The 12,735-nt window shown below is 72.0% G+C and carries 14 protein-coding genes; 8 read left to right on the top strand and 6 right to left on the bottom strand.

All coding sequences use genetic code 11. The annotated features are described in order from the left end of the window. Positions 1 to 98: 98 nt before the first annotated feature. Both JUB10_RS00420 and JUB10_RS00425 read right to left on the bottom strand, forming a co-directional pair. Positions 99 to 332: a zf-HC2 domain-containing protein gene (locus JUB10_RS00420; RefSeq protein ID WP_207453237.1), complete on the bottom strand. Its 234-nt coding sequence runs from the start codon at positions 330 to 332 to the stop codon at positions 99 to 101. Then, positions 329 to 991 carry a sigma-70 family RNA polymerase sigma factor gene (locus JUB10_RS00425; protein WP_207454348.1) on the bottom strand — a complete coding sequence of 221 codons (663 nt, stop codon included), beginning with the start codon at positions 989 to 991 and terminating at the stop codon, positions 329 to 331. Before JUB10_RS00425 ends, JUB10_RS00420 begins: the two co-directional genes overlap by 4 nt. 122 nt (positions 992 to 1,113) lie before the next feature. Here JUB10_RS00425 and aroA point away from each other — a divergent pair, with 122 nt between their 5' ends. From aroA to JUB10_RS00445, 4 genes are read left to right on the top strand one after another with little or no spacing between them, the layout of a single operon-like run. Beyond that, a complete protein-coding gene (gene aroA, locus JUB10_RS00430; protein WP_207453239.1) occupies positions 1,114 to 2,526 on the top strand; it encodes a 3-phosphoshikimate 1-carboxyvinyltransferase in 1,413 nt (470 codons plus the stop codon). Positions 2,527 to 2,542: 16 nt separating this feature from the next. Next, positions 2,543 to 3,577 (top strand): ribosome small subunit-dependent GTPase A, encoded by a 1,035-nt coding sequence (rsgA, locus tag JUB10_RS00435; RefSeq protein WP_207453241.1) that lies wholly within the window; start codon positions 2,543 to 2,545, stop codon positions 3,575 to 3,577. After that, a complete protein-coding gene (locus JUB10_RS00440; RefSeq protein WP_207453243.1) occupies positions 3,574 to 3,738 on the top strand; it encodes a hypothetical protein in 165 nt (54 codons plus the stop codon). Before rsgA ends, JUB10_RS00440 begins: the two co-directional genes overlap by 4 nt. Next, positions 3,735 to 4,535 (top strand): inositol monophosphatase family protein, encoded by an 801-nt coding sequence (locus JUB10_RS00445; protein ID WP_207453245.1) that lies wholly within the window; start codon positions 3,735 to 3,737, stop codon positions 4,533 to 4,535. The genes JUB10_RS00440 and JUB10_RS00445 overlap by 4 nt, the downstream gene beginning before the upstream one ends. Positions 4,536 to 4,711: 176 nt before the next feature. On the opposite strand, the gene JUB10_RS00450 is transcribed toward JUB10_RS00445, so the two are convergent. Next, a complete protein-coding gene (locus tag JUB10_RS00450) occupies positions 4,712 to 6,184 on the bottom strand; it encodes an MFS transporter (RefSeq protein ID WP_207453247.1) in 1,473 nt (490 codons plus the stop codon). 105 nt (positions 6,185 to 6,289) lie between these two features. Here JUB10_RS00450 and JUB10_RS00455 point away from each other — a divergent pair, with 105 nt between their 5' ends. Continuing rightward, positions 6,290 to 6,772 (top strand): septum formation family protein, encoded by a 483-nt coding sequence (locus JUB10_RS00455; RefSeq protein ID WP_207453249.1) that lies wholly within the window; start codon positions 6,290 to 6,292, stop codon positions 6,770 to 6,772. An 85-nt stretch (positions 6,773 to 6,857) separates the two neighbouring features. Here JUB10_RS00455 and JUB10_RS00460 read toward each other — a convergent pair whose 3' ends face one another. The 3 genes from JUB10_RS00460 to JUB10_RS00470 all read right to left on the bottom strand — a co-directional run bounded on the left by JUB10_RS00460 (position 6,858) and on the right by JUB10_RS00470 (position 10,307). Then, the gene (locus JUB10_RS00460) at positions 6,858 to 8,513 is read right to left on the bottom strand and encodes a catalase (protein ID WP_207453251.1); all 1,656 of its coding nucleotides are present in this window, start codon (positions 8,511 to 8,513) and stop codon (positions 6,858 to 6,860) included. 68 nt (positions 8,514 to 8,581) lie between these two features. Further along, positions 8,582 to 9,028, bottom strand: a complete 447-nt coding sequence (locus tag JUB10_RS00465) for a Fur family transcriptional regulator (RefSeq protein ID WP_207454349.1) — start codon at positions 9,026 to 9,028, stop codon at positions 8,582 to 8,584. A 103-nt stretch (positions 9,029 to 9,131) separates the two neighbouring features. Then, on the bottom strand, positions 9,132 to 10,307 hold the full coding sequence (locus JUB10_RS00470; protein WP_207453253.1) for an alcohol dehydrogenase catalytic domain-containing protein: 1,176 nt from the start codon (positions 10,305 to 10,307) through the stop codon (positions 9,132 to 9,134). A gap of 99 nt (positions 10,308 to 10,406) precedes the next feature. Between JUB10_RS00470 and JUB10_RS00475 the strand changes: the two genes are divergently transcribed. Genes JUB10_RS00475 through JUB10_RS00485 form a run of 3 tightly spaced genes read left to right on the top strand, consistent with a single transcriptional unit; the run spans position 10,407 to position 12,729 of the window. After that, positions 10,407 to 11,489 carry an FUSC family protein gene (locus tag JUB10_RS00475; RefSeq protein WP_207453255.1) on the top strand — a complete coding sequence of 361 codons (1,083 nt, stop codon included), beginning with the start codon at positions 10,407 to 10,409 and terminating at the stop codon, positions 11,487 to 11,489. An 11-nt stretch (positions 11,490 to 11,500) separates the two neighbouring features. After that, complete coding sequence (locus JUB10_RS00480; protein ID WP_307859025.1) at positions 11,501 to 12,385, top strand: PfkB family carbohydrate kinase; 885 nt, start codon at positions 11,501 to 11,503, stop codon at positions 12,383 to 12,385. A gap of 50 nt (positions 12,386 to 12,435) precedes the next feature. After that, positions 12,436 to 12,729 (top strand): DUF503 domain-containing protein, encoded by a 294-nt coding sequence (locus JUB10_RS00485; protein ID WP_207453259.1) that lies wholly within the window; start codon positions 12,436 to 12,438, stop codon positions 12,727 to 12,729. Positions 12,730 to 12,735: the final 6 nt, after the last annotated feature.

Genomic DNA, 12,735 nt, shown 5'->3' on the forward strand with positions numbered 1-12,735 from the left:
CGCGAACGACGAAGCCCCCGCTCTCCTCGGAGGGGCGGGGGCTTCGTCGTGTCGGCAGGGACGTCGGGCGCGTCGCCCGCCGGCCGGTGCGTCAGCGCTCAGGCGCGAGCGGTGAGCCGCGAGAGGATGGCGTCCCGCAGCTCCGCGGGCGCCTTTTCGCGGCAGGCCTCCTGCACGCGAGCCGTCAGCTTGAGGCCGACGAGATGCTCCTCGCTGCAGTCCTCGCAGTTCGCCATGTGATCCGTGATGTCACGGAAGTCCTCGGCGCTCAACTCGTTGTGGAGATACTCCTCGAGCTCGGCTTTCGCCTTGTCGCAACCGCAGTCCGTCACTTCGTCCTCCCAGGAATGGTCGCGGCGGTCATTCCCCGTTCCCGCGCGTAATCGGCAAGCAGTTCCCTCAGCAGGCGACGGCCGCGGTGCAGGCGGCTCATCACGGTGCCGACGGGGGTCTTCATGATGTCGGCGATCTCCTGGTAGGAGAAACCCTCGACATCCGCGAAGTAGACCGCGAGGCGGAAGTCCTCGGGGATCGACTGGAGCGCGTCGCGGACGGCGCTCGAGGGCAGGTGGTCGATCGCCTCGAGCTCGGCCGACCGGGTGCTCGACGAGGTGGCCGACTCGGCGCTGCCGAGCTGCCAGTCCTCGAGGTCGTCGATCGTGCCCTGATACGGGTTCCGCTGGTTCTTGCGGTAGTTGTTGATGAAGGTGTTCGTGAGGATGCGGTACAGCCAGGCCCGCAGGTTCGTGCCCTGCTTGAACTGGCCGAACGCCGCGTACGCCTTGGCGTAGGTCTCCTGCACGAGGTCACCGGCGTCGGACGAGTTGCGCGTCATCCGCAGTCCCGCCGCGTACAGCTGGTCCATGAAAGGCAGCGCCTGCTCCTCGAAGAGGGCTCGACGATCGCCGTCCGGCTGCTCTTCCGCAGCCGTCTCGACCTCGTCGGCCTCGAAGTCCCGCTCCGCCCCGGCGTCAGGCACTGTGTCGCTCATCGCGCCCGATTCTAGGGTGCGCGTCTGCCAGGCCCCCGCGAGCGCGAAGACGCGTGCGAGCGGTCGCTCCAGCACCTGCGTCATGCTCTCTCCTTCCGGCCCTGCCACTACCCTGATAACCCATGCAGGTGTTCCGCTATTCCGGGCCCGAGTTCGACCCCTACGGCGACGGGACGACCGAGCGGCGCAGTGCCGAGGGCACCTGGCCGGCGCCGGTCGCGACGCGGCCGCTCTCCGCGGTCGTCGCCCTGCCCGGATCGAAGAGCCTGACGAACCGCGAGCTCGTGCTGAGCGCCCTCGCCGACGCCCCGAGCATCCTGCGCACGCCGCTGCACTCCCGCGACAGCGCGCTCATGATCGAGGCGCTCTCGGCTCTCGGATGCCGCGTGGCGGAGCTGCCCTCCGACAACCGCTTCGGCGCCGACCTCGAGCTCACCCCCGGCGAGCTCACCGGCTCGACGTCGATCGACACCGGCCTCGCCGGCACCGTCATGCGCTTCCTGCCGCCGATCGCGGCGCTCGCCACCGGACCCGTCGCGTTCGACGGCGACGCCGGCGCCCGCCGTCGCCCGATGCGCACGACCATCGACTCGCTGCGCGCACTCGGCGTCGACGTCGAGGACGACGGTCGTGGCACCCTCCCCTTCCGCGTCTACGGCACCGGCCGGGTGCGGGGCGGCGAGCTGTCGATCGACGCGAGCGCGTCCAGCCAGTTCGTCTCCGGGCTGCTGCTCGCCGCGGCCCGCTTCGACGAGGGCCTCGTGCTCCGGCACACCGGCGAGACGCTGCCGAGCCTGCCGCACATCGAGATGACGATCGATGCGCTCCGCGCGCGCGGCGTCTCGGTGCACTCCCCCGAGGTCGGCGTCTGGGTCGTCGAGCCCGGGCCGATCGCGGGCCGCGAGGTGCGCATCGAGCCCGACCTCTCCAACGCCGCCCCGTTCCTCGCCGCGGCGGTCGTCGCCGGTGGAACGGTCGAGGTGCCCCACTGGCCCGCCGAGACGACGCAGGTGGGCGCCGACCTCGCCCGGCTGCTGCCCGCGTTCGGCGCCCGGGTGGAGACGCGCGGCGACTCCCTCGTGGTCGACGGCGGCGAGGGCCTCGTCGGCGGACGGGAGCTGCCCGGCGTCGACCTCGACCTCAGCCACGGCGGAGAGCTCGCGCCCGCGCTCGTCGCGCTGGCCGCCCTGGCATCCGGCCCCTCGCGCATCACGGGCATCGCCCACCTGCGCGGACACGAGACCGACCGCCTCGCCGCGCTCGCGACGGAGCTCAATCGCCTCGGCGGCCGCGTGACCGAGCTCGACGACGGGCTCGCGCTCGAACCCGCTCCCCTGCACGGCGGCGTGTGGTCGAGCTACGAGGACCACCGCATGGCGACCGCCGGCGCGATCGTCGGGCTCGCCGTCGAGGATGTCGAGATCGACGACATCGGCACGACCTCGAAGACGCTGCCCGAGTTCCCGGAGCTCTGGCGGCGCGACCTGCTCGGCCTCGACGCCGCTCCCCTCGACCCGCTCTCGCTGCTGCTGTGACGGGGCGCGCGATCCGATGAGCTGGCTGCCGCCCGACGACGAGGACGACGACGAGTACGGCTCGTACGACGAGTCGAGCGTGCGCGCGCGCCCGAACCCCAAGGGCAACCGCCCGCGCACGAAGATCCGGCCGGAGCACGCGGATGCCGTGGCGGGCCGCGTGTACACGGTGGACCGCGGCCGCTACGGCGTCGTCGTCGCGGAGGACACCGACGACGAGCACGAGATCACGGCGACCCGCGCGCGCGAGCTGCGCAACCAGGCCGTCGTCACGGGCGACATCGTCGACCTCGTCGGCGACGTGACCGGCGAGCCCGGCAGCCTCGCCCGCATCGTGCGGGTGCAGGACCGCAAGACCCTGCTGCGACGCAGCGCCGACGACACCGACGAGGTCGAGCGCGTGATCGTGGCGAACGCCGACCAGATGCTCATCGTCGTCGCGGCGGCGAACCCCGAGCCGCGGCCGCGCCTCGTCGACCGCTACCTCGTCGCCGCCTTCGACGCCGGAATCGACCCCATCCTCGTGATCACCAAGACGGATGTCGCCGACCCCGCGCCCTTCCTCGCCAACTTCGCCGGCCTCGACCTCCGTGTGTTCACCTCGAGCGTCGACGAGCAGCCGCTGGCCGAGCTCACCGAGGCGCTGCAGGGGCACACCACCGTCGCGGTCGGGCACTCCGGCGTGGGCAAGTCGACCCTCGTCAACGCGCTCGTGCCGGGCGCCGACCGGGCGACGGGCGTCGTGAACGCCGTGACCGGGCGGGGGCGGCACACCTCGTCGTCGACGGTCGGGCTGCGGATCGGCTCCGGCTGGATCATCGACACCCCGGGCGTTCGCTCCTTCGGGCTCGGGCACATCGACCCCGACAACATCCTGCGCGCCTTCGGCGACCTCGCCGCTGTGGCCGAGGACTGCCCCCGCGGCTGCACGCACCTGCCCGACTCCCCCGACTGCGCGATCGTCGAGGCGGTCGAGGAGGGCCGGCTCGGCGACAGCGGGCGACTGCGGCTCGACTCGCTGCAGCGGCTGCTCGCGACGCTCGCGAAGTGACGGGGACGGCGGTGCATCCGCCGGATGCCGCCGTCGGTGCGCTCGACCCGGGCGACCGTGCTGCGCCGACCGGCGGCGCTGCCGCGGATGCCGCCGCCCCGCGCGCTCGAGTCTGGCCGTCGTCCGGCGTCCCGGGAGCGCTCGCTACGCTGACGAGGTGACCGACTTCCGTCTCGACGACGACCTCGCCCTCGCGCTCGCCCTCGCCGGCGAGGCCGACCTCATCAGCCTCGACCGCTACCGGTCGGTCGATCTCGAGATCTCGGCGAAGCCCGACCGCACGCCGGTGACGGATGCCGACCGGCGCATCGAGTCGCGCATCCGCGAGCGCCTCGAGGGCAGCCGTCCCGGCGACGCCCTGCTCGGCGAGGAGTTCGGCGCCCTGGGCGACTCGTCGCGGCAGTGGATCGTCGACCCGATCGACGGCACGGCGAACTTCCTGCGCGGCGTGCCGGTGTGGGCGACCCTCATCGCGCTCGCGGTCGACGGCGTGCCCGTGCTCGGCGTCGTCAGCGCGCCCGCGCTCGGGCGGCGCTGGTGGGGCGCCGAGGGCCACGGCGCGTGGCTGCAGGAGCACGGCGGCGAGCCCCGCCGCCTCGCGGTGAGCGGCGTGACGCAGCTCGCCGATGCATCCGTCTCCTACAACAGCCTCAAGGGCTGGGACGAGGCGGGCCGCATCGAGGACCTGCTCGCCCTGACCCGCAGCGTCTGGCGCACCCGCGCGTACGGCGAGGTGTGGTCGTACATGATGGTCGCCGAGGGCACCGTCGACATCGCGGGCGAGTTCGACCTCAAGCCGTGGGACATGGCCGCCGTGGCGCCCATCGTCACCGAGGCGGGCGGCCGGTTCAGCTCCGTCGACGGAGAGCCCGGCATCGAGCACGGCTCGGCGCTCGCCACCAACGGGCACCTGCACGACGCGGTGCTCGGGGTGTTCCGGGCGACCCCGGAGGCCTGAGCCGACGGCGTCCGCGGGGCGGCGCCGGACCCTCGGTCAGCGGCGCGACCCTCTCGGCGTCAGGACGGCTCGGGCAGTGCGAACAGCGCGACGACCCGCTCGCGCCGGTCGACCAGCGACCCGCGACGACTCGCGAGCTCAGCTGCGCGGGTCTCCCCCCGTCACGACTCGCGCGCTCAGCTGCGCGGGTCCTCCCCCGTCACGACCCGCTGGCGCAGGTCGAACAGCGCGAAGACGAGCGCGAGCACGATGAGCCCGCCGACGACGAACATGCCGTTGCGGTACGCGTCGTGGTACACGACGATCTGCTCGGCGCCCTGCTCCGTGTAGATCGTCGCGTAGAAGACGGCGGTCGCGGCGGCGACGCCGACGGCCGTGCCGATGCGCTGCCCGAGCTGCGTCATCGAGCCCGCAACGCCGCCCTGCTCGACGGGCACGTTGGCGAGGGTCAGCGTCTGATTGGGAGAGATCACGAAGCCTCCACCCGCGCCGGCGAGGATGAGCGCGGCGCTCAGCAGGTAGGGGCTGAGCTCCGGCGGGCTGAGCACGGCGGCGGGCACCGCGAGCGCGAAGCCCGCGATCACGAGCACGAGGCCGATCACGACGAGCTTGCGGCCGTGAGCCGTGACGAGGCGCCCGCCGATCCACGACGTGTACGCCGAGACGAGCGCGAACGGGATCGTCACCATGCCCGCGAAGACCGCCGCGAGACCGAGCCCCTGCTGGAGGTAGAGCGTCGTGACGAGGAACGTCGCGGGCAGCGCGGCGAAGTACGCGGTGGCGACCAGCAGCCCGTTGCGGTACGACGACTCGCGGAAGAGCGAGAAGTGCACGACGGGCGACTTGCCGCTGCGGCGGTAGCGGTTCTCCCACCAGATGAACGCTCCGCCGAAGACCGGCACGCCGAGGAGGAGCAGCCAGCGGGCGGGGTCGTCGTCGGGTCCGCCCGTGGTGAGCACGAACGGCAGCATGAGGCAGAACACGGCGAGGCCGAGCAGCACGATGCCGGCGAGGTCGAGCTCGCCGCCCTTGCCCTCGTGGGGCTGGCGCGCGGGCAGCAGCCGCAGGGCGAAGAACAGGGCGAGGATGCCGAGCGGGATGTTCATCCAGAACAGCAGGCGCCACCCGTCCTCGGGGCCGCCGAGTGCGATGAGCAGACCGCCGACGGTCGGGCCGAACGCCGTCGACAGGCCGATGACCGCGCCGAACAGGCCGAACGCCTGGCCGCGCTCGGGGCCGCGGAAGAGCTGCTGGATGAGCCCGATGACCTGGGGCATCTGGATGCCGGCGGCGACGCCCTGCAGGATGCGGAAGGTCACGAGCAGCGCGGCGTTCGGCGCGATCGCGCAGAGGAGGCTCGTGATGGTGAAGAGGCTGAGGCCGATCACGAACATCGCCTTGCGGGAGCGCAGGTCGCCGAGACGGCCGGCGGGCACGAGCGTGAGGCCGAACGCGAGCGCGTAGCCAGCGACGATGAGCTGCAGCTCGGTGGGGCCGGCGCCGAGCGACTGCTCGATCGCGGGCAGGCCCACGTTGACCTTGGACAGGTCGAGGATGGTGAGACAGGCGACGCCGACGCACACCCAGTACGCCTGCCACTTCAACTGCTCTTCTGGATTCCGGGTGGCGCGCGGGGATGTCTTCGTCATGGGCTCCCCTCTTTATATCCCGCGCCCCTGACCGCGCGCCGCCCCTGCCTCCCATCAGGGTCGGCTGGGTACGGTGAAGAGGAACTCTCACCCGAGGAGGCAGCCATGCGGGGGCGCACCACGACGATCGCGGCGATACTCGCCTCCGGGGCCATGCTGACAGGCTGCTCGGGCAACGCACCCGCTCTCGAACGCGACGGGTCGGGGCAGATCGTCGAGGTGCAGAGCGGGATCGACGTCTTCGAGCTCCAGCCCGGCGACTGCTTCAGCACGGACGACGGCGGCTCGGGCGAGGTCACGAGCGTCAAGGCCATCCCGTGCGCGGAGCCGCATCGGTTCGAGGTCTACCACGAGTTCGAGCTGCCCGACGGAGACTTCCCCGCCGACGTCGACCAGCAGGCGCTGACCGGCTGCGACGCCCAGTTCCAGGCGTTCGTCGGGGTGCCCAACAACCAGTCGAAGTACGAGATCAGCTACTTCGCCCCGACCTCGGCGAGCTGGGCGGCCGACGACCGCCTCGTCAGCTGCCTCCTCTTCGACCCCACGGGCGCCGAGATGACGGGAAGCCTGAGCCAGGTCGGCCAGTAGGCGACGGCAGCTCCGGTTCTGACGCGGCAGGAACGCGGAAGGGGCGGATGCCCCGCGGCATCCGCCCCCTCGTGTCATCCGCGGGTCAGGCGAGCTGGACCCGGGCGTCGGGCACGCAGTGCGTCATCGTGAGTCCCTCGACGTCGCGCGGGCCGTTCGCGCCGAGGTTCGCGGCGCGCTCGAGCTCCGCCTCGGTCAGCGTCTGGCTGGCGAGCGGCCTGAGGCCGCGCACGTCGTCGGCGGTGATGCCGAGGCCCTCGCCGACGCGGGCGCCGAGCGAGTCCTCGCACATGAAGAAGTGCCACACCATGCGCTGCTGCACCTCGGGGGCCGCCTGACCGATGAGGGTCACGAGGTTCTTCACGAGGTCGTCCTGCTCCCACGGCTCCATCAGGAGGAAGCGCTCGCCGGCCTGCTGGTAGTCGTTGGTGAGCGGGATCCGCTTGCGCGTGAGGCGGCCGCTGATCTCCGGGCCCTGCTCGTCGTGGGTCGGGTACTGCGCCTCGCGCAGCCCGCCCGTGATCGAGGGCTCGTAGTTCACGTGCGGGTTCTCGCCGCCGTTGTCGACGTAGTACGTCATCTGGCCGTCGCGCTGGTTTGTCGCGACGCGGGCGTTCTTCGGCTGGTTCACCGGCAGCTGCAGGTAGTTCGGGCCGACGCGGTAGCGCTGGGCGTCGCTGTAGGAGAACGTGCGGCCGACGAGCATCTTGTCGTCGGAGAAGTCGAGGCCGTCGACGAGCACGCCGGTGCCGAACGCGATCTGCTCGTTCTCGGCGAAGAAGTTGCGCACGTTGCTCGTGAGGCGCAGCGTGCCGACGAGCTTCGGCTCGAAGACGTTCTCCGGCCAGACCTTGGTGTCGTCCAGGGGGTCGAAGTCGAGCTCGGGGTGCTCACCGTCGTCCATCAGCTGCACGTAGAGGTCCCACTCGGGGTACTCGCCGCGCTCGATCGCGTCGTAGAGGTCCTTCGACGCGTGGCCGAGGTCGCCGGCCTGGATCTTCGCGGCGTCCTCCTCCGTCATCGAGACGACGCCGGCCTTCGGCATGAAGTGGTACTTCACGAGCTTCGTCTCGCCCTCGGCGTTGACCCACTTGTAGGTGTTGACGCCGAAGCCTTGCTGGGTGCGGTAGTTGGCCGGGATGCCGCGGGGGCTGAAGAGGTTGACGATCATGTGCATCGCCTCCGGCGTCTGCGACATGAAGTCGAAGATGCGCGCCGGCTCCTGACGGAAGGTCACCGGGTCGGGCTTGAGGGAGTGGATGACGTCGGGGAACTTGATGGCGTCGCGGATGAAGAAGACGCCGAGGTTGTTGCCCACGAGGTCCCAGTTGCCGTCCTCGGTGTAGAACTTCACCGCGAAGCCGCGGGGGTCGCGGGCGGCCTCGGACGAGTCGCGGCCGCCGATGACCGTCGAGAAGCGGATCGCGATGTCGGTCTTCTTGCCGGGGGTGTTGAAGAGCTTGGCGCGGGTGTACTTCGCGATCGGCTCGTCGCCCCACTGGCCCGTCGCCTCGAAGTGACCGAACGCGACGGCGCCGCGGGCGTGCACGACGCGCTCGGGGATGCGCTCGCGGTCGAAGTGGCTGATCTTCTCGAGGAACTGGTAGTTCTCGAGCGTGGCGGGGCCGCGGGCGCCGACCGTCCGCTGGTTCTGGTTGTCGTAGACCGGGTGCCCCTGACGGTTGGTCAGGACCTCGCGGTCGTCTCCGGGCGCGGGTGGCATCGATGAGACGTCGGTCATCGTTCTCCTTTGTGTGTGGTTCTCGGGGCGCGCGCACGAATCCGTGCCGGCGCCCCTCCTGATCCGCGTCAGGCTTCGGTGCTGCCCGCGCAGGACGGGCAGCGGCCCCAGAACGTCACCTCGGCCTCGTCGAGCACGAAGCCGTTGGTGGCGGACGGGGTCAGGCAGAGGGCGTCTCCGACGGTGCAGTCGACGTCGGTGACGAGGCCGCAGCCGCGGCAGACGAGGTGGTGGTGGTTGTCGCGCACCCGCGCCTCATAGAGCGTCGGCTGACCCGCGGGCTCGATGCGGCGGGCGAGCCCGGACTCGACGAGCGCGTCGAGGCAGTCGTACGCGCCCTGCGCGGACAGCGTTCCGATGCGCTCACGCACGCGCTCGGCCACCGCAGCGACCGGCAGATGCTCGTGGCGGGCACGGGCCTCCTCGAGCACGGCCAGCGTGGCGAGCTTGGGCTTGGTGACACGCAGCCCGGCGTCGCGCAGCCGGTCGACGAGGACGTCGTCGCTCAAAGGCATCCGCTGGTCAGTCACGCATGCAGTCAACACGACGAACTTGAATGGTTCAAGTTAGCCGCGCCGGTGGTCCCGGTTCTCCCGCTAACTTCAGGGCCGACCCCGGCTAGGGCGTGAGCACGACCTTGATGCAGCCGTCCTTCTTGTCGCGGAACGTCCGGTACATCTCCGGCGCGCGGTCGAGCTCCACGCGGTGCGTGGTCAGGTCCTCCGTGCCGAGCGGGTCGGTCGGGTCCTCAACGAGCGGCAGGAGGTCGTCCTTCCACTGGTGCACGTTGCACTGTCCCTCGCGCAGGGTGAGCTGCTTGTCGAACATCGTCATGAGGGGCATCGGGCTGGCGGCGCCGACGTAGACGCCGCTCAGCGACACCGTTCCGCCACGCCGTACGGCGTCGATCGCCGTGTGGAGCGCCGCCATGCGGTCGACGCCGATCGTCGTCATCGCCTTCTTGGCGACCGGGTCGGGCAGCAGCCCGGTCGCGTACTGAGCGAACGAGACGACCGGGTTGCCGTGCGCCTCGGTACCGACCGCGTCGACGATGCCGTCGGGGCCGCGGCCGTCGGTCGCGTCCTTGAGCTTCGCGACGATGTCGCCGTCGAGGTCGAAGGTCTCCGCGCCGTACTTCTCGGCGAGCGCGCGCCGCTCGGGCACCGGATCAACCGCGACCACGCGGTGACCGAGGTGTGCGCCGATGCGCGCGGCGAACTGGCCGACGGGCCCGAGACCGAGCACGCCGAGCACTCCCCCGGGCTCGACCTGCGCGTACTGCACGCCCTGCCAGGCCGTGGAGAGGATGTCGCTGAGGAACAGGTAGCGGTCGTCCGGCAGCTCCTCGCCGACCTTGATCGCGTTGAAGTCGGCGAGCGGCACGCGGAGGTACTCGGCCTGGCCGCCCGGGATCGAGCCGTAGAGCTCGGTGTACCCGTAGAGCGCGGCGCCGTAGCCCTTGTCGCGGTTCTGCGTCGTCTCGCACTGGGTCGTGAGGCCCCGGCGGCACATGAAGCACTCGCCGCACGCGATCACGAACGGCACCACGATCCGGTCGCCGACGCTGAGGTTGCGCACCTCGCTGCCGGTCTCGACGACGACGCCCATGGGCTCGTGACCGAGGATGTCGCCCTTCTTCAGGAACGGGCCGAAGATGTCGTAGAGGTGCAGGTCGGAGCCGCAGATCGCGGTCGAGGTCACCTTGATGATGACGTCGGTCGGCTTGAGGATCGCGGGGTCGGGAACGGTCTCGACGGAGACGTTCATGGTGCCCTGCCACGTGAGTGCTCGCATGGTTCCGGCCTATCGGGCCAGCCTGGGGGAACGTCGGGTGGCGCCTCCTAGGCTGGTGCGGGCGGGGAGGTGATCGGCATGTGGGCGAGGGCCAGACGGATGCTCGGCACAGGCTTCCGCCGCATCCGCTGGCACGGCTACTCGGTGCTCACCGCCGCGATCGCCGCGGGCATCTCGTTCGCGATCGCGTCGCTGCTGTTCGAGCCGCAGAACGCGTTCTTCGCGCCCATCGCCGCGGTGATCAGCGTCGGTCTCGCCGCCGGACAGCGGATCCAGCGCGCCGTCGAGATCGTCGCCGGCGTGACGATCGGCATCGTGCTGGCCGACCTCGTGCTGCGCTACGTGCCCGTCGGGCCGATCACCCTGACCCTCACGGTGCTCGTCGCGATGTCGATCGCGGTCGCCCTGCGCACGAGCACCCTCTTCGTCAACCAGACCGCGGTCGCGGCCGTCGTCGCCGTCGTGCTCGCGCCGCAGGCATCCGGCGGCCCGTTCCAGCGCCTCGGCGACGCGCTGATCGGTGGGGCCGTCGCGCTCGCGATCTCGGTGACGACGGCGACGTCGCCGACCACCCCCGTGCGCCGCGTGATGTCCGAGACGTTCGACGCCATCGCCCGGGAGATGACCGCGACCGTCGCCGCCCTCCGCGAGCGGGACCCCGCCCGCGCGGGCGCCGCCGTCGACCGGCTCGGCCGGGTGCGCGGCTCGACGGGCGAGCTCGCCTCCGCCCTGCAGGGAGCCCGGGAGAGCGTGCGGATCGGCAAGCGCCGGCGCGAGCTGCAGCGCGAGCTCACGCGGTCGGGCTTCGTGCGGGCGCGGCTGGACGTGCTGCTCGCCACGCTGCAGACCCTGGCGCGGTACTCGGCGAACGCCGCGCGCTCCCCCCTCGTGCTCGGGCCCGGCATCGTCGACGCGATCTCCTCCCTCGTGCCCGCCCTGAACGCCGTGCCGTCGTGGGCGCGCGGGCAGGCGGATGTCTCGACGATCCGCGAGCCCGCGCTCGAGGCGGCCCGGCTGGCGACCGCGACGCTGTCCGAACCGGTCTCCCAGACGGCGCATGTCATCGTGGGACTCGTGCGCAGCGCATCCGTCGACCTGCTGAGACTCACCGGCATGGGCCGCGACGCGGCGAGCACCGCCCTGCGCGAGGCCGCCGGCGACGCGGACGCGCCGGGGCTGTGACGGGACCCGTCGTGAGGGTCGTCGTCGTCGGTGCGATCGCCCGCGACCTCGTGCTCGTCGTCGACGCCCTGCCGGACAGCGGCGCGTCCGCCCCCGTAAGCGAGCGCCAGGAGCTGCTCGGCGGCAAGGGCGCCAACCAGGCCGTCGCGTGCCGGCAGCTCGGCGCGGAGGTCGCCCTCGTCGGGGTCGTCGGCGACGACGAGGCAGGGCGCGCCGTGCTCGCCCGGGCGGCGTCGGACGGCATCGACGTGTCCCGCGTGCTCCGCCGTGCGGGCCGGCAGACGGGGCTGCTCGTCGACGTGGTCGAGCGGAGCGGACACCGCCGGCTGCTCGAGCACACGCCCGACGAGCTCGCCCTCGCGCCGGGGGACCTCGACGAGACGGTCTTCGCGGGCGCCGACGTCGTGCTCGTGCAGCTGCAGACGGCTCCGGATGCCGCCGAGCGCGCGCTCCGCCTGGCCGCGGCGTCCGGCGCGCTCGTCGCCACCGACGGCAGCCCCGCGACCCAGGCGCTCCGCGACGCGGTGCTCGCCTGCGCCGAAGTCGTCCGGGCCGACTCCGCGGAGGTCGAGGGGCTGCTCGGCTGGGTGCCTCGCGACGAGGACGAGACGCTACGCGCCGCGCGCGAGCTGCTCGGACGCGGGCCGGGCGTCGTCGCGCTCGGGGCGTCGGGCTCCGACGTCGTCGCCTGGTCGGACGGGCACGCGGTGCTCGACCATCACGAGGGCGCGGTCGATCCGACGGGCGGCGGCGACGCCTTCACCGTCGCGCTCACGCTCTCGCTCGCCGCGGGGATGCCGGCGGAGCGCGCCGCCCGCCGCGCATCGGCCGCGGCCGGCCAGGTGGTGCTGAAGCCCGGTGGGCGGCCGGAGCTCGACGTCGACTCGCTGCCCTAACGCGCCGACGATCCTGGCCGGGACACTGCCCCGCGTGCGACCCTGACGACATGTGGACCGGCACCCTCGAGTTCGACGTGCTGCTCGGCGACGTGCACTCGCTGAAGCAGAAGCGCGCCCTCGTGCGCCCGATCGTCGCCGAGCTGCGCCGCCGGTTCTCCGTGACGGCGGCGGAGGTCGGCACGCCCGATCTGCACCGGCGGGCCGGCATCGGCGTCGCGGTGGTCGCCGCGGACGCCGCGCACGTGATCGAGGTGCTCGACGAGATCGAGCGGATGATGGCGGAGCGGCCCGAGGTCGAGCTGCTGTCGGCGAGGCGCCGCCTCTACAGCTCGGAGGACTGACCGGCC

This window comes from Desertivibrio insolitus, from assembly GCF_017355965.1.
In the GTDB taxonomy this organism is placed as follows: domain Bacteria; phylum Actinomycetota; class Actinomycetes; order Actinomycetales; family Microbacteriaceae; genus JAFIQW01.